At 56.3% G+C, this 20,850-nt stretch carries 16 protein-coding genes, 1 other RNA gene and 1 pseudogene; 13 read left to right on the forward strand and 5 right to left on the reverse strand.

Annotated features, from left to right (window positions below):
* Complete coding sequence (locus R84865_RS08170) at positions 1-3,006, forward strand: restriction endonuclease (protein ID WP_435637123.1); 3,006 nt, start codon at positions 1-3, stop codon at positions 3,004-3,006.
* A 138-nt stretch (positions 3,007-3,144) separates the two neighbouring features.
* Here R84865_RS08170 and R84865_RS08175 read toward each other — a convergent pair.
* The 3 genes and pseudogenes from R84865_RS08175 to smpB form a co-directional block, all read right to left on the reverse strand.
* Positions 3,145-3,372 (reverse strand): annotated as a pseudogene (locus tag R84865_RS08175) (integrase core domain-containing protein); the annotation flags it as partial.
* 236 nt (positions 3,373-3,608) lie between these two features.
* Positions 3,609-3,987, reverse strand: a transfer-messenger RNA (tmRNA) gene (ssrA, locus tag R84865_RS08180).
* Positions 3,988-4,089: 102 nt separating this feature from the next.
* A complete protein-coding gene (smpB, locus tag R84865_RS08185) occupies positions 4,090-4,569 on the reverse strand; it encodes an SsrA-binding protein SmpB (RefSeq protein WP_025731835.1) in 480 nt (159 codons plus the stop codon).
* A gap of 188 nt (positions 4,570-4,757) precedes the next feature.
* Here smpB and R84865_RS08190 point away from each other — a divergent pair, with 188 nt between their 5' ends.
* Together R84865_RS08190 and R84865_RS08195 are read left to right on the forward strand one after the other, a co-directional pair.
* A complete protein-coding gene (locus R84865_RS08190; protein WP_435633270.1) occupies positions 4,758-5,195 on the forward strand; it encodes a type II toxin-antitoxin system RatA family toxin in 438 nt (145 codons plus the stop codon).
* Positions 5,188-5,493 carry an RnfH family protein gene (locus R84865_RS08195; RefSeq protein ID WP_435633271.1) on the forward strand — a complete coding sequence of 102 codons (306 nt, stop codon included), beginning with the start codon at positions 5,188-5,190 and terminating at the stop codon, positions 5,491-5,493. Before R84865_RS08190 ends, R84865_RS08195 begins: the two co-directional genes overlap by 8 nt.
* 88 nt (positions 5,494-5,581) lie before the next feature.
* On the opposite strand, the gene R84865_RS08200 is transcribed toward R84865_RS08195, so the two are convergent.
* Entirely contained in the window at positions 5,582-5,995 is a 414-nt protein-coding gene (locus tag R84865_RS08200; RefSeq protein ID WP_435637122.1) for an outer membrane protein assembly factor BamE, read from the reverse strand.
* A gap of 74 nt (positions 5,996-6,069) precedes the next feature.
* On the opposite strand from R84865_RS08200, the gene fur reads away from it, so the two are divergent.
* Complete coding sequence (fur, locus tag R84865_RS08205) at positions 6,070-6,525, forward strand: ferric iron uptake transcriptional regulator (protein ID WP_435633273.1); 456 nt, start codon at positions 6,070-6,072, stop codon at positions 6,523-6,525.
* A gap of 88 nt (positions 6,526-6,613) precedes the next feature.
* On the opposite strand, the gene recN is transcribed toward fur, so the two are convergent.
* The gene (recN, locus tag R84865_RS08210; RefSeq protein ID WP_435639356.1) at positions 6,614-8,293 is read right to left on the reverse strand and encodes a DNA repair protein RecN; all 1,680 of its coding nucleotides are present in this window, start codon (positions 8,291-8,293) and stop codon (positions 6,614-6,616) included.
* 279 nt (positions 8,294-8,572) lie between these two features.
* Here recN and grpE point away from each other — a divergent pair, with 279 nt between their 5' ends.
* The 9 genes from grpE (at position 8,573) to greA (ending at position 20,734) form a co-directional block, all read left to right on the forward strand.
* Positions 8,573-9,160, forward strand: a complete 588-nt coding sequence (gene grpE, locus R84865_RS08215) for a nucleotide exchange factor GrpE (RefSeq protein ID WP_435639357.1) — start codon at positions 8,573-8,575, stop codon at positions 9,158-9,160.
* 177 nt (positions 9,161-9,337) lie between these two features.
* Entirely contained in the window at positions 9,338-11,272 is a 1,935-nt protein-coding gene (gene dnaK, locus R84865_RS08220) for a molecular chaperone DnaK (RefSeq protein WP_435639358.1), read from the forward strand.
* 204 nt (positions 11,273-11,476) lie between these two features.
* Positions 11,477-12,625, forward strand: a complete 1,149-nt coding sequence (dnaJ, locus tag R84865_RS08225) for a molecular chaperone DnaJ (RefSeq protein ID WP_435633277.1) — start codon at positions 11,477-11,479, stop codon at positions 12,623-12,625.
* 175 nt (positions 12,626-12,800) lie between these two features.
* Positions 12,801-13,616 (forward strand): 4-hydroxy-tetrahydrodipicolinate reductase, encoded by an 816-nt coding sequence (dapB, locus tag R84865_RS08230; RefSeq protein WP_435639359.1) that lies wholly within the window; start codon positions 12,801-12,803, stop codon positions 13,614-13,616.
* A gap of 66 nt (positions 13,617-13,682) precedes the next feature.
* Positions 13,683-14,714, forward strand: coding sequence for an MBL fold metallo-hydrolase (locus R84865_RS08235; protein ID WP_435639360.1), 1,032 nt, complete (start codon positions 13,683-13,685; stop codon positions 14,712-14,714).
* 66 nt (positions 14,715-14,780) lie between these two features.
* On the forward strand, positions 14,781-15,416 hold the full coding sequence (locus R84865_RS08240) for a LysE family transporter (protein WP_435639361.1): 636 nt from the start codon (positions 14,781-14,783) through the stop codon (positions 15,414-15,416).
* Between the two features lie 363 nt (positions 15,417-15,779).
* Entirely contained in the window at positions 15,780-16,931 is a 1,152-nt protein-coding gene (carA, locus tag R84865_RS08245; RefSeq protein WP_435633281.1) for a glutamine-hydrolyzing carbamoyl-phosphate synthase small subunit, read from the forward strand.
* 93 nt (positions 16,932-17,024) lie between these two features.
* Complete coding sequence (carB, locus tag R84865_RS08250; protein WP_435639362.1) at positions 17,025-20,261, forward strand: carbamoyl-phosphate synthase large subunit; 3,237 nt, start codon at positions 17,025-17,027, stop codon at positions 20,259-20,261.
* The gene (greA, locus tag R84865_RS08255; RefSeq protein WP_435633283.1) at positions 20,258-20,734 is read left to right on the forward strand and encodes a transcription elongation factor GreA; all 477 of its coding nucleotides are present in this window, start codon (positions 20,258-20,260) and stop codon (positions 20,732-20,734) included. Before carB ends, greA begins: the two co-directional genes overlap by 4 nt.
* Positions 20,735-20,850 lie beyond the last annotated feature (116 nt).

The raw sequence follows: 20,850 nt of genomic DNA on the forward strand, positions 1-20,850 counted from the left end.
ATGGGAGGCAATACAGCGAGCAGCGGATTCAAGTTCGACGCCAGCCAGCCCTATCAGCTCGACGCGATCAACTCCGTCGTCGACCTGTTCGACGGGCAGCCGAAGGACGCCGAGAAGCTGGAGACGACGCTGCGCGGTCAGGTGGCCACTGTCGACGAGACGAAGAACGTCGCGCTCGACCTTGATCTCTCGCAGGAAGTCGGTGCCGTCGGGAACCACCTGGTGCTCGACCGCGACACGGTGCTAGCGAACCTGCAGCGCGTGCAGGACAAGAACGGCCTCGAGGTCGCTTCGAAACTGTTCGATGACGCGGAGCTCGATTTCGACATCGAGATGGAGACAGGTACGGGTAAAACGTACGTTTACCTCCGTACAATCTTTGAGCTGGCGGCCCAGTACAACTTCACCAAGTTTGTCATCCTAGTGCCGAGCGTGGCAATCCGTGAGGGTGTGAATACGAGCATCCGTCTTATGCGTTCGCACTTCGAGAACCTCTACAAGAAGTGCAATATTACCTTCGAATCGTCGGTTTATAGCGGCAAGACGGCTGAGGAGGTGCGGTTCTTTGCGACGTCGACCAACGTGCAGATCATGGTTATGACGATTGATTCGATACGTGGGAACGCGAACTCGCGGATTATCCACCAGGCACGAGACAAGCTGAACGGCCTCAAACCAATCGACTACCTGAAGGCGACACATCCGGTCGTCATCATGGACGAGCCGCAGAATATGGAGTCACTGCTCTCACAGTCGGCCGTGGGTGAGCTCGCCCCAGTCTTCACCTTGCGCTACAGCGCGACACACAAAAAGCTCCGCAACGTTGTCTACCGCCTCGACCCGGTCGATGCGCACGACCTAGGTCTGGTGAAGCAGATCGTGGTGGCCGACGTGCAGCAGCAAGGTGCGGACGCCTCGCCATACATCAAGCTGGTCGAGGTTAAGAACGACAAGGGTTGGGTTGCCCGGCTGGAGTTGTCATGTCGCAAGGCGGACGGCACGCTCGAGCGTAAGGTCGTCAACGTCAAGCAAAGCCAAGAACTCTCTGATGCTAGGCTTACAGGCAACGCGCAGTACGACGGTTGGCGGGTTAACGAGATGAGTATCGAGCCCGCGTACGTCGACCTGACGCTGCACGGCTACCTGCATCAGGGCGAGAGCCTCGGCGGATCGTCGGGTGCGATCTACAAGGAGATGATCCGTGAGACGATCAAGGAGCATCTGCGCAAGGAGACCCAGCTGCGTGCCAAAGGCATTAAGGTACTCAGCCTGTTCTTCATCGACAAGGTCGAGAGCTTCCTTGGGGATGGCTCGAACAACAACGATGCGAATGGTCAGTTCGTGCAATGGTTCGATGAGCTGTTCCGCGAGGAGCGTGCCAAGTCTTCGCAGTGGCAGGAACTGCTACCGCAGGATCCGGCTGATCTCCGTCGCGGCTACTTCTCTGTTCTCAAGGGCAAGAAGGGGGCCGCAGACAAGTTCCAGGATACGTCTGAAACGAGCAAGACCAAGGCTGACGATGACGCCTACGAGCTGATCATGCAGCAGAAGGAACGCCTGCTCGACGAAAATGAGGACGTGCGGTTCGTCTTCAGCCACTCGGCACTGCGTGAGGGCTGGGACAACCCGAACGTCTTCCAGATCTGCACCTTGCGCGAGATGGGAGCCGAGACGGAGCGCCGTCAGACGCTCGGACGCGGTCTACGCCTGCCTGTTGCCAAGACTGGAGGCGGGTACGAGCGCGTGGCCGATCGTGGCATCGCGACGCTGACCGTGGTGGCAAACGAATCGTATAAGCAGTTCGCCGATGCACTCCAGAAGGAGTACGAGTGCGTTGGCGTTGAGATCGGTCGTGTGCGCAAAGCGGAGTTCTCAAAGATTCCGTTGAAGGGCGGTGATGATATCGTGACTGAGGAGCTGTTCGGCTACGAGCGCTCGGTTGACGTGTGGAACCACTTGCAGGCCAAGGGCTTCATCGATAACGGCACGGTGATGCCGAAGTTCCAGCCGAATCTGCAGGGCTTCACGCTCGACCTGTCTGATGACTACGCGCCGTATGAGACTGAGATCACTGAGCTGATTGGCCGAGCCCACATTGGCAAGTACGTCAAGCAGACCAGCAAGCGTCAGGCGCTCAAGCTCAACAAAGAGTTGTTCGCGAACCCTGAGTTCGAACGGTTCTGGGAGATGATTAGCCAGCGCACGACGTACAAGGTTAAGGTCAGTCGCGACCAGATCATTGAGAACACGGTCAAGGCGATCAAGGAAGCACCACAGATCGATCCGCTGCGTATTGAGGTCACTCGTGCTGGTGTCAAGGTGATGCGAGGCGGCGCGAAGGGGAGCGAGATCGGCTCACGCTCGGCAGAGCTGCACGGCAGCTACGACCTGCCGGACATCATAGGTGAGCTGCAGGAGGCAACCTCGCTCACGCGCAAGACTATCGTCGACATCCTTATTGGCACTGGCCGGCTGGGGGAGTTCATCACGAACCCGAACGACTTCATCGCGATGGTGAAGCGCCTCATGCAAGCTGAGCTCGCTCATCTCGTTGTCGATGGTATCGAGTACGAGAAGATCGCCGGGTCGATTTATGAGCTGCACGAGCTCAGGAGCGACGGGCTCGATGAAAAGGAACGCTTCCTCGACCAGATGTACAAGCTCGACAACCCGGAGCGTTCAACCTTCGACTATGTCGTGTACGACTCCGAGCCGGAGCGCCAGTTCGCTGAGATCCTCGACAGCCGTCAGGACATCCGGTTCTTTATGAAGCTGCCGGACAAGTTCAAGATCGACACCCCGGTCGGGCCGTACAACCCGGACTGGGCGATCGTGAAGCACGTCGACGGTGAAGAACACGTCTACATGATCCGTGAGACGAAGAGTAGCGAAGACCCGCGCAAGCGACGTCCGACAGAGAATGCGAAGATCAAGTCCGCCGAGCAGCACTTCGCCGAGATCGGTGTTGGCTATGAGGTTTCGGTGCCGGGAAGCTGGAAGTTGTAATGAAAATTCAGTTGATTCTTATGAGTGTTATTTGGCGCCGAAAACTGACCCGCTTTTTTCATTGAAAAGTGACCCATCTAAAATCATATTTTGGGGTGTTTCTCGAGTCAATGTTTTGTTGAAGTTTTATTGTAGTGGTCAACAAAAACTGGCCACGTTAATAGACGTATTGAAATAACGTCGTTCTGCTTCGTTCGGCGTCAGCCATGCGTTGTGTCGATGAGGCCGAAGCCCGCTGTATTAGCCCGTGATGTAATCAGTGATTGCTTTCGTTGCCTCTGCAAGATGCCGGTACCCCTGAGTGGGGATCCATTCGCTCTTCAAACTCCTAAAAAATCGTTCCATTGGGCTGTTGTCCCAGCAGTCGTTGACTGGCAGTGCGGTGTGCGGAGGAAATGCGCATGACTGAGGTCGCCTGCTCTCTGCTTCACTATTGGCAGCTAAAAGTGTGACCAAAAGTGTGACCAAGCTATGCCATATTGTGACCATATCATGACTATTTGATTATTTATTTATCAACCGCACTTGCAGGGCAGGTTTCTATAACCTTATGAAATATTTAAATAAAAGGCCCGGCACCTTGAGGTGCCGGGCCTTTGAATTGGTGGAGGCGGCGGGAGTTGAACCCGCGTCCGCCGGTACTCCTCCGTCGGCTCTACATGCTTAGTTCCGTCATTTAATTTAGCCACTACGCCTCCGACGGGCAGGATACGCAGCAGCGATTCTTCTAAAGTTTAACCCTCAAGGCGAAGACAAACATGAGGGCGATTCCATCAGCTTGGCTCTTTCCCGTCCGTGATGGATGGACGCATCACTTCAGGGTGGAACATGTCACGCTGGTTTATGCAGCGAGAGCACCTTCCTGAGCATAGTTTTCGTCGTTTGCGACTATTTTAAAAGTAACGTTTTATTTACGAGATACGCCACGCTCTCGGCATGCACCTAGGGATTTGCCACCGGCGTCGAATCCATAACGCCCCCAAAGGAGTCGCGAGAATAGCAGAAGGCGGTTGCTGCGCCAATGCTGTCCCACTCTTTTTATGTAGGGCCTGCCCGCTTGAATTCAAGTGCAGGCGCGTAAAATTAGCGGTTCTCGCGCATTACTCGCGCTTTTTGGCGCTCCCAATCGCGTTTCTTCTCAGTATCGCGCTTGTCATGCATCTTCTTGCCGACCACCAACGCGATCTCGCATTTCACGATGTGCTTCTTCCAGTAAAGGCGCAGCGGTACGCAGCTATGACCCTTGTCCTGGGTGCGCGAGAAGATTTGCGCAATCTCTTTTTTGTGGATAAGAAGCTTGCGGGTGCGGCCAGGTTCCACTACATGGTGTGTGCTAGTGGTTTCCAGCGGCACGATCTGAGCGTTTAGTAGCCACGCCTCGCCGTTACGAATAAGCACGTAGGTGTCTGTTAGCTGTCCTTTGCCAGCTCGCAGGCTTTTGACTTCCCAGCCCGCTAGCGCGACACCCGCCTCGAAGGTTTCTTCGATGTGATATTCGTGACGTGCCTTGCGATTCTGGGCAATCAGGTTACTGCCCTGTTTCTGGCCTTTCTTCTTGCCCATGGAATCTCCCGATTCGATAACCAGGTGTGAATGAAAAGAATAGTCGTGAGGTGCCCAATCGAGCAGCTTAATTGTGCCGATTGTGTCGCGAGTATCCGTTGAAATGGGGGCAACATGTTACCATTCAACACTTTGAATCTGAAACTCGAGCTTGTAGGGCTCGTTAGCTGTATCCAAGGGGATGAGGTATGCCTTCGGTCAATAAATCGGCACTGGTACGTCACTCCAGTCAGCAGATGTTTGATTTGGTCAACGATTTCGAGAGTTATCCGGAATTTTTGCCGGGATGTCGGGGCTCGCGTCTAATTGAACAGACGGATGAATACATTATCGGTGAGATGACGCTGTCGAAAGGCGGCATCAAGCAAGCCATGGTCACGCGCAACGAGCTGCACGGTCCTGAGCGCATTGATATTTCGTTGGTGAAGGGCCCGTTCAAGAGTTTGGTGGGGCATTGGCACTTTGAGCCGCTCAGCGACAATAGCTGCCAGGTGAAGCTCGAGATGGAGTTCGATTTTTCCAATCGCCTGTTGGGCATGGCGTTTGGCCAGCTGTTTGGACAAGTGGCGGGTCAGTTGGTCGACGCTTTCACCCGTCGAGCCGATCAGGTTTACGGACGTGGTTAGAAAGATCGATATCGAAGTGGCGCTCGCTGCTGAAGGTGAGCAGCGCTTGGTGGCGCTTAAGCTGGATGAGGGCACCTCAGTGGCCGAGGGCTACCGGCAGGGACTGGCCGCGATGTTTTCCTGCTCGCAGGAACAACAGTGGCGAGAGGCACCATTGGGCATATTCGGGCAAAAGGTGCGTGATCCTGATACAGCAGAGCTTAAGCACGGTGACCGAATAGAGGCGTATGCGCCGCTGAAAATAGATCCCAAGCAGGCAAGAAGGGCGCGTGCCAACAACAAGAGCGGAGCACGCTAGCTGACCAGCCGCATAGTTATACGGCCGGTCAGTGAATGGGCGCGTTAGCAGAGCCGCATATAGCTACAGCTCTGCTTGAGCGATTGCCCTAGTTGCTGGTGGTCGCCGGAGAGCCCGGATTAGGCGACACGGTCGCCTCTGTTGCTGGACCGCCCTGCGGTTTGACCAACGGGGTATTATCGAGATCGCCATCTTTCTCGATATTGACCGCTTTGTCGTTCTTGAACGTAATGCTGACGCGTTTGATGTATACTTTGTTGTCAGACGCGTTCAAACGGTAAGCGTAATCCCATTGGTCGGCATCGAAGGCATCGTTAAGCACCGGCGCCCCCATCACGTAGAGGATTTGCTCGCGTGTCATGCCCGGCTTGATTGTTTGCACCATCTCAGCAGTAATCAGGTTGCCCTGTGGCTCATCGCGCTTGTAGACGCTGAAAAGGCTGCAGCCTGATACTAGGCTGATCGTGCAGAATAGAGTGATGATTCTGATCGAGTTTTGCATTTGCCCCAGAGTTTCCATATCGTTTGCGTTGGTCGATCATACCCGATACACCCAGTGACTGCGAAGAGCTTCCAATGGCCGACAGGAATCAAGAGTTACGCAAGGCAGGCTTAAAGGTCACCTTGCCTAGAGTGAAGATTCTGCAAATTCTCGAAGCAACTCGAGAAGAAGACCTTCACATGAGCGCCGAAGACGTTTATCGCTCGCTTCTTGAAGCAGGTGAAGATGTCGGTCTGGCCACCGTTTACCGCGTTTTGACTCAGTTCGAAGCGGCGGGTCTTGTGGTGCGTCACAATTTCGATGGCGGTCACGCGGTATTTGAGCTCGCTCAGGAAGATCACCACGATCACATGCTGTGCCTTGAAACCGGCGAAGTGGTCGAATTTTTTGATCGCGAGATCGAGCGCCGTCAGCGTGAGCTGGCCGAGGAGCGTGGCTACGAGCTAGTCGATCATGCATTGGTGCTCTATGTTCGCCCGAAAGGGTCGAAAGCGACACGTCAGGATGGCTCTAACCGCCGCGGAAGCTGACACGGCGTCGCAATAGCACTGAATGCAAAAAGCCTCACTGCCATGACAGGTAGTGAGGCTTTGTTATGTCTAGCGAAAATCCAGGGCGTTAATGCCGAGCAGGGCGCTGGCCGCCGCTAAGCATTTCCTGGGCATGGGCCAAGGTGCGCTCTGATAGACTAACGCCGCCCAGCATGCGGGCTAGTTCCTTGACGCGTCCACCTTCATCCAGCACCGACATATGGGTGAGCATGGTTTCGTCATGCTGCTGTTTTTCGATGTGCACGTGTCGATGGGCCTGGGCTGCTACCTGCGGCAAATGGGTAACGCACAGCAGTTGGGCGCCCTTGTTGCCAAGCTCCTGCAGCAGTCTTCCCACAATCTCGGCAGTGGCACCGGAAATGCCCACGTCCACCTCATCGAATACCAGCGTAGGAATGGTGCTATGCGAGGCGGCCACCACCTGAATAGCGAGGCTAATGCGCGACAGCTCACCGCCGGAAGCTACTTTGTGCAACGGTCGCGGCGGTTGGCCGGGATTGGCGCTGATCAGGAATTGCACGTGATCCATGCCTTCTGGCTGGGCGCTGTCGCGTCGGTTGACGGCAACGTCGAACACTGCCTTGTCCATTCCCAGGAAGCTAAGCTGCTGCTGTATTTGCTGTGCCAGCTCTTCTGCGTGAGCATTGCGCGCTTCCGATACCTGCTGTGCCAGCGCTCGCCATTCGTCACGCAGCTCGCGCACTTTCACACTGAGCGACTCGAGGTCGTCGTCGCTCATTTCCAACTGCTCAAGTTCAGCTGCCAGCCGAGTGTGTAAAGCGACCACTTCATCGGGCATCACATGATGCTTGCGGGCAATTCGGTGCACGTCGGCCAGTCGCTCATCAACAAATGCCAGTCGCTCGGGATCGAGCTCCTCGCCATCAATGAAGTGTGACAGCTCGCTGCTCGCTTCATCCAGTTGAATGCTGGCTTCTTCGATCATTGCGAGAGCGCTGGCGATAGCATCGCTGTTGGTGCGCGGCAATTCCATCAGAGCGCTTTTCGCCTGCGCCAGCCTTGCCGCTGCTCCCTGCTCATCATCATTGCAGCAATGCAGCGCCAACTGTGCCTGCTGACGCGATTGTTCAGCATGAGCGAGGCGCGTTTGCTCTTGCTCCAGATGGTGAAGCTCGTCTTCGGCCAATGCCAACTGGTCCAATTCTTCTACCTGATAGCGCAGCAGTTGACGTCTCGCCTGAGCTTCACTGCCGTTCTCCTGCGCCTGTTTTAGACGTTTGCGTGCCTGCGACCACTCTTTGTAGAGGGTGCGCAGTTCAGCAACCTGTGCGGTAACACCTGCGTACTCATCGAGCAGTAGCTGATGCTGCTGTTCGCGCAGCAACGATTGATGCGCATGCTGTGAGTGCACGTCGATCAGCAATTCACTGAGCGCCTTAAGATCGGTCAGTGTGCACGGTGTGCCGTTAATCCATGCGCGGGTACGTCCGTTCGCGGAAACTACCCTGCGCAGTAGACACTCGCTGCTATCCAATTCGCGGGCATCAAGCCAGGCTCGAGCGGCGTTCAGGCGCGATAGATCGAACCGAGCCGTCAATTCGGCCCGTTCACACCCGTGACGCACGCTGCCGCCTTCGGCGCGCTCGCCAAGGCACATCGACAGTGCCCCCAGCAGAATCGATTTGCCTGCTCCTGTTTCACCAGTAATTGCGGTCATACCGTGGCTGAAGTCGAGCTCCAGATGGTCGACAATCGCGTAATTGCGGATGCAAAGCTGAGTCAGCATTGATCTTCTCCTGATGGCCTGAATGGCGAACGTAGGGAGTAATGCGCCTGTTCATGTATACAGTTATTGGGTGTTTATAACACGCCACATGGAAAAATATACAGTCTTTTTTATCCGGCTTTCGAGCAATCACCGTCTTGAGATTGGCGCCGTCAACCCCATTCTATGTGTGTCAACTTATTCAAGCGCCGCAGCGGGGCGGTTTGGCCGAAGCGCGCAGCAGTTCAGCGTTACCGTATACAGCTAGCGAGCGGTAACTAGACGATTCAGGAGAAACCAATGTCGCGGAATCCAGAAGAGAATAGCCATCCTCAAGATGACGTTACTGGCGAGTTTCAGCAGGCTGAAGATCAGCATGAAAACGTTGTTGAAGGTGTCGTAGAAGAGGGCGCGGAAGGCGGCTCTGCGCTTGAACAGCGCATCGAAGCGCTGGAAGCAGAGCTGTCCGAAGCGAAGGATCAAGCGCTGCGTGCGGCGGCTGAAGCGCAAAATTCACGCCGGCGTGCCACCCAAGATGTTGAAAAGGCGCGCAAGTTCGCGCTCGAAAAGTTCGTCAAGGAGCTGCTGCCGGTCGCCGATAGCCTCGAGAAGGCGCTCGATACCATGCAAACGCAGGGCACCGACGAGATTCACCTTGAAGGGGTGAAGATGACCCGCGATATGCTGCAAAACACTCTGCAGAAACAAGGCGTTGAGGTGTTCGATCCGCAAGGCGAGCCCTTCGATCCGCAGTACCACGAAGCAATGACGATGGTGCCCAATCCTGATGTCGAACCCAACACGGTAATCGACGTAATGCAGAAGGGATATTCGCTCAATGGCCGCGTGGTGCGCCCAGCGATGGTGGTTGTTAGCAAAGCACCCTGAGCAGTTTTGGCGCGTTGTTAACGTAAGGCCCTTGAAACGCTATCAAGCGCCCTTATATACCCAAGCAGTCGAACGGCAAAGGCAGCTAGCAACAAGGCTCCCCTACGCCGTACTAACAAACATACATGTTGATTGGTGGTGCACACCGCCAAGCGAATCGGAATCGAGGTGAAATCTATGGGACGGATTATCGGAATTGACCTTGGTACTACCAACTCTTGTGTGGCAGTACTTGATGGCGACTCGGCACGCGTTATCGAAAACGCTGAAGGCGCTCGTACTACGCCTTCCATCGTTGCGTATACCGACGACGAACAGGTGCTGGTAGGCCAGTCTGCCAAACGCCAGGCAGTCACCAACCCCAACAACACGCTGTATGCGGTCAAACGCTTGATCGGTCGTAAGTTCAGCGATGCTGAAGTGCAGAAGGACCTCAAGCTGGTTCCTTACACCATCACGGAAGCCGACAACGGCGATGCCTGGGTTGAAGCGAAAGGCCAGAAAATGGCTCCGCCGCAGGTCAGCGCTGAAGTGCTGAAGAAAATGAAGAAAACCGCCGAAGATTATCTCGGCGAGAAAGTAACCGAAGCGGTTATTACCGTGCCGGCTTACTTTAACGACAACCAGCGTCAGGCAACTAAAGACGCCGGTCGCATCGCGGGTCTCGATGTTAAGCGTATCATCAACGAGCCTACTGCGGCTGCGCTTGCCTACGGCATGGACAAGTCTCGCGGTGACAAAACCATCGCGGTTTACGACCTGGGCGGTGGTACCTTCGATATTTCCATCATCGAAGTGGCTGACGTTGACGGTGAAACGCAGTTCGAAGTGCTGTCGACCAACGGTGACACCTTCCTGGGTGGTGAGGACTTCGACACCAAACTGATCGACTATCTGGTCAGCGAATTCAAAAAGGACAGCGGTATCGATCTGTCGGGTGATTCGCTTGCCATGCAGCGCCTGAAAGAAGCGGCTGAAAAAGCCAAGATCGAGCTTTCTTCCGCGCCGCAAACCGACGTCAATCTGCCGTACATTACTGCAGACAACACTGGTCCCAAGCACCTGAACGTCAAAGTTACTCGTGCCAAGCTTGAGTCGCTGGTAGAAGATCTGGTTCAGCGCTCGCTGGCGCCATGCAAAACTGCATTGGCTGATGCCGATCTGTCGGCGTCCGACATCGACGACGTTATTCTGGTGGGCGGTCAGACCCGTATGCCGCTGGTGCAGAGCAAAGTGGCCGAGTTCTTCGGTAAGGAAGCACGCAAGGACGTGAACCCTGACGAAGCCGTTGCCATTGGTGCTTCCATCCAGGGCGGTGTTCTGGGCGGTGATGTTAAAGACGTGCTGCTGCTCGACGTTACCCCGCTGACTCTGGGTATCGAAACCATGGGCGGTGTCATGACGCCTCTGATCGAGAAAAACACCACGATCCCGACCAAGAAAACGCAGACCTTCTCTACTGCAGAAGACAACCAGACAGCCGTGACCATTCACGTGCTGCAGGGTGAGCGTAAGCAGGCCGGGCAGAACAAATCGCTGGGTCGTTTCGACTTGGCCGATATTCCGCCCGCACCGCGCGGCACTCCGCAGATCGAAGTAGCCTTCGACCTCGATGCCAACGGTATTCTGAACGTGTCGGCCAAAGACAAGGCGACCAACAAGGAACAGTCGATCGAAATTAAAGCATCGGGCGGTCTGACCGATGAAGAAATCGACAAGATGGTTCAGGATGCTGAAGCGCACGAAGCTGAAGACCAGAAGTTCGAAGAGCTGGTGCAGCTGCGCAATCAGGCCGATGGCATGATTCACGCTACTCGCAAAACGCTGGAAGAAGCCGGTGACAAGGCTGAAGCGGGCGAGAAAGAGAAAATCGAATCCGCCATCAGCGAGCTGGAAGAGGTGCTTAAAGGCGACGACAAGGACACCATCCAGTCCAAACTCGACGCCCTGACTGAAGCCTCCAGCGGTCTGGCGCAGAAGCTTTACGCTGAACAGCAGGGCGGTGCCGAAGCGGGCGCGGCAGGTGCTGAAGCCGGCGCTGAAAGCAAGGCTGATGACGACGTCGTTGACGCTGAGTACGAAGAAGTCAAAGACGACGACAAAAAACAGTAACAGGCGATTCCTGGCGTCTCTCCAGCAATAGGTGGAGGGCGTCAGTCTCTCAGGCGCGGGAGCTTAGGCTTTCGCGCCGCTTCGCTTCAATCACCGGTCGGTGGTGAGGTGAACGCCGTACTTATTCTCTGTTAAAGATTGGCTCCGCAGGGGTTTTCCTGCTCGAGCAAAAGCCTGAACGGCTATTTGGAGGCCGTTGGACTTATGGCAAAACGTGACTACTACGAAGTGCTGGGTGTCGCAAAAAGCGCCGACCAGAAAGAGATCAAGAAGGCGTATCGTCGTCTTGCGCAGAAGTATCACCCCGACCGTAATCCGGGTGATGAGGCTGCCGAGGCGAGCTTCGTCGAGGTCTCCGAAGCCTACGAAGTGCTCGCCGATAGCGACAAGCGCGCTGCTTACGACCAATTCGGTCATGCTGGCGTAGATGGCCAGGCAGGGGGCGGCTTCGGCGGCGGTGGTGGTTTCGGTGGCGGCGGCTTCAGCGATATTTTCGGCGACGTCTTTGGCGATATCTTCGGTGGCGGTGGACGCGGCGGCCGTGGTGCCAACGGTGCAGCGCGCGGTTCTGATCTTCGCTACAACCTTGATATCGATCTGGAAGAGGCTGTTGCTGGCACCGAGGCTGATATCCGCGTGCCGCGCATGGCGGAATGCAATCACTGCCACGGCGACGGTGCCGAGCCAGGTACCAAGAAACGCAGCTGCTCTACCTGTAATGGTATGGGGCAGGTACGCATGCAGCAGGGCTTCTTTGCCGTTCAGCAGGCGTGTCCCACCTGCGGTGGCAAGGGAGAAATCCCGGATCAGGTATGCGGAAAGTGCCACGGCGAAGGCCGAGTGCGCGAAACCCGCACGCTATCGGTCAAGATTCCGGCAGGCGTCGATACCGGCGATCGCATTCGCCTCAATGGCGAGGGTGAAGGCGGCGTAAACGGCGGGCCGGCGGGTGATCTTTACGTTCAGGTGAATGTGAAGTCGCACCCTATCTTCAAGCGCGATGGCCGCGATCTTTATTGCGAAGTGCCCATCAGCTTTGTCGATGCGACGCTGGGCGGTGAGCTCGAAGTGCCGACGCTCGATGGTCGCGTGAATCTGAAAATTCCCGCTGAAACCCAAAGCGGCCGACAGTTCCGCCTGCGTGGTAAAGGCGTTAAATCGGTACGTGGCGGCGCTCAGGGCGATCTAATGTGCAAGGTGGTGGTGGAAACGCCGGTTAACCTCAACGAAAAGCAGAAGGATATTCTGCGCTCGTTCCAGGAAACGCTGGAAGGCACTGATACCAAGCATTCGCCGCGCAAGAGTAGCTGGTTTGACGGAGTGAAGAAGTTCTTCGAGGACATGCGCTCCTAAGCCAACGACGGCGATTACCAAACCGGAATGTCAGGTAACTGGCGTTCCGGTTTTTTTGTGCAGGCGTGTGCACCGTTCAACGCTTTCACTTAGGCTGATCAACCGTGCGCACAGCAGCGCAAGCAGTTATGCTCCAATAAAGAATCATAGAGTTGCGGTTAATTGAGGTGAGACGATGACGCGAGTGGTGGTATTGGGTGCCGCAGGAAGAATGGGCCGGATGTTGGTACAGGCAGTGCATGCGATGGAAGGAGCCCATCTGGCTGGCGCCGTAGTAAGGCCGGGGAGTTCGCTGTTAGGGGCCGATATCGGCGAAATATGCGGTTTAGGCAAGATTGGCGTTACAGCAACGGGCGCTCTCGCTGACAGCGGCGATTTCGATGTCGTCATCGATTTCACCAGCCCCGACACCACCATGGAAGCGCTCTCTTTCTGCGTTGAGCACAACAAGGCGATCGTTATCGGGACCACCGGTTTCGACAAGCAGCAGCTTACCGCTATCAAGCGCCATGCTAATGCCATCGCTCTGGTGTACGCAGAAAACTACAGCACCGGCGTCAATCTATCGCTCAATTTGCTGGCGACGGCCGCACGGGCGCTGGGGGATGCCGGCTTCGATATCGAAATCACCGAAGCGCACCATCGCCACAAGGTCGATGCTCCGTCAGGCACTGCGCTGATGATGGGCCGTGCGGTGGCCGGTGCGCTCGGTCGTGATCTTGAGCGCTGTGGCGTGTTCTCGCGGGTAGGGCAGTGCGGGCCGCGCAGCAGCGAAGAGATCGGATTCTCCGTTATTCGCGGTGGCGATATCGTTGGTGAGCACACCGTCACCTTCGCGGCAGAAGGCGAGCGTATCGAGATCACCCACAAGGCTTCCAGTCGCATGACCTTCGCCAACGGCGCGGTGCGAGCTGCGCTGTGGGCGGCGCAGCAGCCAGCAGGGTATTACGACATGCAGGACATGCTGGGGCTCAAATCGAAGGCCGAATAACGCTACTTTCTCAGCAACGCCTCAAGGCTTTCTCTTCGCTACTTCTTTATCGGGGAATATCACCGCATGGCTGGATCTACGCCTCTCTCTTGGCTGACTCTCAAAGGGCTCGCCTGTGCCTATCGCTATCGCGGCCCCGGTAGTGATCACTTCGATGGCAAGCAGTTCTATAACGTTCCTGCTTCTCACCACCTGTCACGCAGTGATTTCAAAAAGTGGCGCAAAGAACGGAAAGGCAATACGCCTCAATGGACATGGCAGTCGCTGCCTCAATCATCATGGCGTCCGTCCGCCGCGCCTTCCGCCGATGAGATTCAGGTAACCTTCGTTAACCACTCGACCTTCCTGCTGCAGTTCGATGGTCTTAATGTGCTTACCGATCCGGTGTGGTCAAATCGCGTCAGCCCGCTCAGTTTTGCGGGGCCAAAGCGCTTTCACGCGCCGGGTATCGCATTGGATGAGCTGCCGCGTATCGATGCGATCTGGCTCAGCCATAATCACTACGACCACTGCGATGTCTGGGCATTAAGAGAAATTGCTCGGCGCTTTCCCGACGTACATTTGTATACGGGGCTTGGCAACGCGCGTCTGTGCAAGGACGCGGGCATTTCCAAAGTAACGGAGCTGGATTGGTGGCAGAGTGCCGATCTTGGCGGGCGCAAGCTGCACTTCGTACCGGCGCGCCATTGGGGCGCGCGTTCGTTGTGGGACAAGCGACGTACGTTATGGGGCGGATTCGTTTTTGAGAGCAGCGCGGGCGCCGTTTACTTTGCTGGCGATACGGGATTCGGCGACTTCTTCAGTGAGATTGGCGAACGCTATGGGCCGATGACGCTGTCGCTGTTGCCGATAGGCGCGTTTCGCCCTGAATGGTTTATGCACCCTGTGCATATGGGGCCTGATGAAGCGCTACAGGCGCATCGAATGGTGCAATCAAAGCACAGCGTGGCGTGCCACTTTGGCTGCTTCGCGCTGGCCGACGATGCACAGTTCGAGCCGCAACAGCAGCTGGAGCAAGCGGTGGCCAGTGCTGGGCTAGACGATGAGTCGTTCAGAGTGCCGCAAGCGGGCCGCACTGTCACTTATCACCAAAATTAGTAGTAATAAGCTTACACAAGGCATTCGCTTAAGAAATGCCAATCATTGATGCAAGGATCGTCGAGCATGATGGAGTTGTTGCCCTTGATGTTGATTCATCTGGGGGTGCTAATCTCGCCAGGGCCTGATTTTTTATTCGTCGCTCAAACCTCTGTCCAGCGCGGGTTAAGACAAGCCTTTGTCGCCGCCCTGGGGGTGGTGCTGGGTATTTTGGGATGGGCGACACTGGCAGTGACCGGGCTGTCGATTCTGGTCTCGGTCAGGCCCATTCATATCGTGATATCGGTGTTGGGTGCCGTCTATATCCTATGGTTGGGCGTGCAGTTGATTCGCGCAGGGCGTAGCAACGCTAATAAGAGCGATAGCGGGCCTGTGGCGGAAGGCGATAAAGTGCACACCGTTGCCGGCTATGGGCAAAGTTTCCTTAAAGGGCTCTTTACCAACCTGTCCAATCCCAAGGCGGTGGTGTACTTCGGCAGCATATTCTCGCTGTTTATTCAGCCTGACATGGGCACGTTCTCACGCTATCTGATCGTTGCGGTAGTGGTGGTCGAGTCCCTATTGTTCTTTCTGCTGGTGGCACGCACGTTCTCGTTTGTCGCTGTACGGCAGTTTTACGAACGCAACAGCGCTACGATCGATCTGATCACCGGCATTGTATTCGTCATATTCGCGGTGGTGATTGCGGCGACGCTGTTGTGATAAACGTCCGTTGCATGAAGTCACTTAACCTGAAGGCACAATTTAACGACTAGGTGGGTTCGCCTCTGGCTATCGGGAAGAAAACCAAGTAGAATTTCCGCAATTTGGCTTCGGGCAAGGTTTGCCCCCGCGCAAGGCTCGGCGGTCCGAGTGAACGCCATCCAGGAATGGTCACTAATGTTACTGTCGATGCCTTGAAAGATGCGCACGGAAGCGGGATGAAACCTTCGGGATTCGTCCCGTTTTTTTACGCCCAAGCCGGAGGCACAGCACCTTTCACATTTATACGTTCAGCGTTGGTCGAACGCCGCAAGTGCGGCGCTTTAGGCGCGCTGAGCCACGCATGCATCGGAGGATGGCGCCTTGAATAACCCCGCGATACTGGCCTTGGCGGATGGCAGTGTGTTCCGTGGAATCTCTATCGGGGCCGATGGTCAGACCAGTGGTGAAGTCGTGTTCAACACGGCAATGACCGGCTATCAGGAAATCCTCACCGATCCCTCCTATCTGCGACAGATCGTTACCCTTACCTACCCCCACATCGGCAATACCGGCATTAATGCTGAAGATGTCGAATCAGCGCAGGTGTGCGCGGCTGGTCTGGTCATTCGTGATCTTCCTCGCCTCGCTAGCAGCTTCCGCAGTCAGCAAGCGCTCGACGAATATCTGCGCGCGCAGGGTAAGGTGGGCATCGCTGATATCGACACGCGTAGGCTAACCCGCCTGCTGCGTGATAAAGGGGCGCAAAACGGCGCTATTCTGGCGGGCAGCGCGGCCCAGGGCGACGATGCCGCTGAACGCGCTATCGCGCTGGCGCGTGAGTTTCCCGGGCTCAAGGGTATGGATCTGGCGCGTGAAGTCTCGACCAAAGAGCGCCTTGAGTGGCACCAAGGTCAGTGGACGCTGGGTAAGGGCTACAGCAAGTCAGAAGAGCTCGAGCTTCCTTATCATGTTGTCGCTTACGACTTCGGCACCAAATACAACATTTTGCGGATGCTGACCGAACGCGGCTGCCGACTGACCATCGTGCCCGCTGAAACCAGCGCAGAAGAAGTGCTGGCGCTCAATCCCGATGGCGTGTTCCTGGCTAACGGCCCCGGCGACCCCGAGCCCTGCGACTATGCCATCAATGCGATCAAGGTGTTTTGCGAACGCAAACTACCGGTATTCGGTATTTGCCTCGGGCACCAGCTGCTGTCGCTGGCAAGCGGCGCGCAAACGGTCAAAATGGTCAACGGTCACCACGGTGCCAACCATCCGGTGCTCGATATCGACAGCGGCAAAGTGCTGATTACCAGTCAAAACCATGGGTTCGCGACCGATGAGAACACGCTGCCTGACAACCTGCGCGCCACCCATCGCTCGCTTTTTGATGGCACCCTGCAAGGGGTAGAGCGTACCGATTGCCCAGCGTTCAGCTTCCAGGGGCATCCAGAAGCAAGCCCCGGTCCACAGGATATGGCGCCGCTGTTTGATCGTTTTGTCGCCATCTTGGCTGAACGCGCCAACGCCTGATTTAGCTGACTGCGCGGGCGCAATTGCGCAGCTACCACATTCCAAGCGCTGGGCCATTTGCCCGGCACTTCATCGCAGAACGCGGGAAACGTCATGCCTAAACGTACTGACATAAAAAGCATCCTGATTATCGGCGCTGGCCCTATCGTTATCGGTCAGGCCTGCGAATTCGACTACTCCGGCGCTCAGGCCTGTAAGGCACTGCGCGAGGAAGGCATTCGCGTCATTCTGGTCAACTCCAACCCAGCCACCATCATGACCGATCCGGTCATGGCCGACGCCACCTACATCGAGCCGATCACCTGGCAAGCGGTAGAGCGCATCATCGACAAAGAGCGTCCTGATGCAGTACTGCCGACCATGGGCGGGCAAACCGCGCTTAACTGCGCGCTCGACCTTGAGCGCCATGGCGTGCTGAAGAAATACGGCGTCGAGATGATTGGTGCCAACGCCGACACGATCGATAAAGCCGAAGATCGCGATCGCTTCGATAAAGCGATGCGTAAGATTGGCCTCGAAACGCCGCGTGCGCGCGTTGGTCATAGCATGGAAGAAGCGTGGGAAATTCAGGCCGAGGTCGGCTTTCCCTGCATTATTCGCCCGTCCTTCACCATGGGCGGCTCAGGTGGCGGTGTCGCGTATAACCGTGAGGAGTTCGAAGAAATCTGCCGACGCGGGTTCGATCTCTCGCCGACTCACGAGCTGTTGATTGACGAATCACTGCTCGGTTGGAAGGAGTACGAGATGGAGGTCGTTCGTGATAAGAACGACAACTGCATCATCATCTGCTCCATCGAAAACTTCGATCCGATGGGCATCCACACCGGTGATTCGATTACCGTGGCACCCGCGCAAACGCTCACCGACAAGGAATACCAAGTGATGCGTGATGCCTCTCTCGCGGTGCTGCGCGAGATCGGTGTTGAAACCGGCGGTTCCAACGTGCAGTTCGGGGTCGATCCCAAGACTGGGCGTATGGTGGTCATCGAGATGAACCCGCGCGTTAGTCGTTCTTCGGCACTGGCGTCGAAAGCGACCGGCTTCCCGATTGCCAAGATCGCGGCCAAGCTTGCTATTGGCTACACCCTCGATGAGCTGCAGAACGACATTACCGGCGGCGCAACGCCAGCGTCGTTTGAGCCGTCCATCGACTACGTGGTTACCAAGATTCCGCGCTTTACCTTCGAAAAATTCCCCCAGGCCAACGATCGTCTGACCACGCAAATGAAGTCGGTGGGCGAGGTCATGGCGATTGGACGTTCGTTCCAGGAATCCTTGCAGAAGGCGCTGCGAGGGCTGGAAACCGGCGTCGACGGGCTGGACGCCAAGCTTGAAAACTTCGACGCAGAAAGCATCAATCTGCTTAAGGGCGAGCTACAGCGCGCCGGCAGCGATCGCATCTTCTACGTGGCGGACGCTTTCCGTGCTGGCTTCACGCTCGATCAGGTGTTCGATCTTACCTGGATTGACCGCTGGTTCCTGAGCCAGTTGGAAGAGCTGGTGCAGGCTGAACAGCGTATTAGCGCTGGCTCGCTCGAACAGCTCGATGCCAACCTGCTCTATCGCGTGAAACGCATGGGCTTCTCCGACGCTCGTCTGGCCACGCTGCTGGGCATCTCCGAGAAAGAGGTGCGCTCGCACCGCCATGCGCTGAACATTCGTCCGGTATACAAGCGCGTCGATACCTGCGCCGCGGAATTCGCCACCTCTACGGCCTACATGTATTCGACCTATGAGGAAGAGTGCGAAGCAAACCCCAGCGATAAACCGAAAATCATGGTGCTGGGCGGTGGTCCAAACCGCATTGGTCAGGGCATTGAATTCGACTACTGCTGCGTTCATGCCGCGCTTGCGATGCGCGAAGATGGCTACGAAACCATCATGGTCAATTGCAACCCGGAAACGGTTTCTACCGATTACGATACCTCGGATCGTCTCTACTTCGAGCCAGTAACGCTCGAGGACGTGCTGGAAGTTGTCGATAAAGAGAAACCGAAGGGTGTGATCGTGCAGTTTGGCGGCCAAACGCCGCTGAAGCTGGCGCGTGATCTTGAGGCTGCTGGTGTGCCCATTATCGGCACCACCCCCGATGCCATCGATCGCGCCGAAGACCGCGAGCGTTTCCAGCAGATGATTGACAAGCTGGGGCTCAAGCAGCCGCCCAATGCAACGGCGCGCAGTTTCGATGAAGCCTTCGCCAAGGCCGAGGGCATTGGCTATCCGCTGGTGGTACGTCCCTCCTATGTGCTGGGCGGCCGTGCGATGGAAATCGTCTATACGCCTCAGGAGCTTGAGCGCTACATGACATCGGCGGTCAAGGTCTCCAACGACAGCCCGGTACTGCTCGACCACTTCCTGTCGGCGGCGGTCGAAATTGATATCGATGCCGTTAGCGACGGTCAACAGGTGGTGATCGGCGGCGTTATGCAGCACGTCGAGCAGGCCGGTGTGCACTCGGGAGACTCCGCGTGTTCACTGCCGCCATACTCGCTGCCGCAGAGCGTGCAGGACGAGATGCGTGAGCAGGTCAAAGCCATGGCCAGAGAGCTGGGCGTGGTGGGGCTGATGAACGTGCAGTTGGCCTGGCAGGATGATGAAATCTATATCATCGAGGTGAATCCACGCGCCTCGCGCACCGTGCCCTTCGTCTCGAAGTGCATTGGCACCTCGCTGGCCCAGATTGCCGCCCGTTGTATGGAAGGCACCAGCCTTAAAGCCCAAGGATTCACTGAAGAAGTGATTCCTTCCTTCTATAGCGTTAAGGAAGCAGTGTTCCCGTTTGCCAAATTCATTGGTGTCGACCCCATTCTGTCACCGGAAATGAAGTCCACCGGCGAGGTCATGGGCAGCGGGCGCACCTTCGCCGAAGCATTCTTCAAGGCTCAACTGGGCGCTAGCGAGCCAATTCCGTCACTGGCGAAGGATGGCAAAAAGGTGGCGTTCCTGTCGGTACGTGACCCCGACAAATCGGGTATTACCGGAGTGGCACAGTCTCTGATAACATTGGGGTTCGATCTGATCGCCACCCGCGGGACCGCCCAGGCTCTTTCGTCTGCCGGGCTCCCCGTACAGCCTGTCAACAAGGTGTCCGAAGGTCGTCCTCACATCGTCGACGCACTCAAGAACGGCGAAGTGGACTACATCGTTAATACCACCGAAGGTCGACAGGCCATCAACGATTCTTCCGAGATTCGCCGTACTGCCCTTGCCAATAAAGTGCCCTATGCGACTACGCTAGCGGGCGCTCGCGCTGTTTGTTTGGCGCTCGAATACGGCGATCAGATCACGGTACGGCGGCTCAAGGATCTTCATGCAGGAGATTTGGCATGATCAAAGTGCCTATGACCGTTGAGGGCGAACGCCGCCTTCGCGAAGAACTGAAAGAGTTAAAAACCGTCGAGCGCCCCAATATCATTGCGGCTATCGCTGAAGCGCGCGAACACGGTGATTTGAAGGAAAACGCCGAGTACCACTCGGCGCGTGAGCAGCAGGGGTTTGTTGAAGCGCGTATCAAGGAGATCGAGGGCAAGCTGTCGGCTTCGCAAGTGATCGACGTTAAAACGATGCCGAAAACCGGTAAGGTTATTTTCGGGGTCACGGTAACGCTTGAGAATCTCGATACCGATGAAACCGTGCGCTATCGCATTGTTGGCGAGGATGAAGCCAACATCAAAAATGGCCTGCTGTCGGTAACGTCTCCCATCGCGCGAGCCTTGATCGGCAAGGAAGAAGGCGATGTGGTGCTGGTGCGTACTCCTGGTGGTGATGTCGAGTACGAGATCAGCGACGTTGAGCATCTGTAATGCTGACGCATCCTGATTGACGCGTCCGACGCGACGCAAAGCGCCCACGGTATTCCCGCTGGGCGCTTTTTCTTGATGCTAAGGCTACAATAAGCTTAATAATAACCACGCTATCA

Origin of the sequence: Carnimonas bestiolae (assembly GCF_051251145.1) — a bacterium.
Taxonomy (GTDB): Bacteria; Pseudomonadota; Gammaproteobacteria; order Pseudomonadales; family Halomonadaceae; genus Carnimonas; species Carnimonas bestiolae.

What these genes read in the sequence shown, in the direction of transcription:
- R84865_RS08170 (WP_435637123.1), top strand. Translation starts at nt 1, where the DNA reads ATGGGAGGCAATACAGCGAGCAGCGGATTCAAGTTCGACGCCAGCCAG.
- smpB (WP_025731835.1), bottom strand. Translation starts at nt 4,569, where the DNA reads ATGGGCAAGAAGAAAGGCCAGAAACAGGGCAGTAACCTGATTGCCCAG.
- R84865_RS08190 (WP_435633270.1), top strand. Translation starts at nt 4,758, where the DNA reads ATGCCTTCGGTCAATAAATCGGCACTGGTACGTCACTCCAGTCAGCAG.
- R84865_RS08200 (WP_435637122.1), bottom strand. Translation starts at nt 5,995, where the DNA reads ATGCAAAACTCGATCAGAATCATCACTCTATTCTGCACGATCAGCCTA.
- fur (WP_435633273.1), top strand. Translation starts at nt 6,070, where the DNA reads ATGGCCGACAGGAATCAAGAGTTACGCAAGGCAGGCTTAAAGGTCACC.
- recN (WP_435639356.1), bottom strand. Translation starts at nt 8,293, where the DNA reads ATGCTGACTCAGCTTTGCATCCGCAATTACGCGATTGTCGACCATCTG.
- grpE (WP_435639357.1), top strand. Translation starts at nt 8,573, where the DNA reads ATGTCGCGGAATCCAGAAGAGAATAGCCATCCTCAAGATGACGTTACT.
- dnaK (WP_435639358.1), top strand. Translation starts at nt 9,338, where the DNA reads ATGGGACGGATTATCGGAATTGACCTTGGTACTACCAACTCTTGTGTG.
- dnaJ (WP_435633277.1), top strand. Translation starts at nt 11,477, where the DNA reads ATGGCAAAACGTGACTACTACGAAGTGCTGGGTGTCGCAAAAAGCGCC.
- dapB (WP_435639359.1), top strand. Translation starts at nt 12,801, where the DNA reads ATGACGCGAGTGGTGGTATTGGGTGCCGCAGGAAGAATGGGCCGGATG.
- R84865_RS08235 (WP_435639360.1), top strand. Translation starts at nt 13,683, where the DNA reads ATGGCTGGATCTACGCCTCTCTCTTGGCTGACTCTCAAAGGGCTCGCC.
- R84865_RS08240 (WP_435639361.1), top strand. Translation starts at nt 14,781, where the DNA reads ATGATGGAGTTGTTGCCCTTGATGTTGATTCATCTGGGGGTGCTAATC.
- carB (WP_435639362.1), top strand. Translation starts at nt 17,025, where the DNA reads ATGCCTAAACGTACTGACATAAAAAGCATCCTGATTATCGGCGCTGGC.
- greA (WP_435633283.1), top strand. Translation starts at nt 20,258, where the DNA reads ATGATCAAAGTGCCTATGACCGTTGAGGGCGAACGCCGCCTTCGCGAA.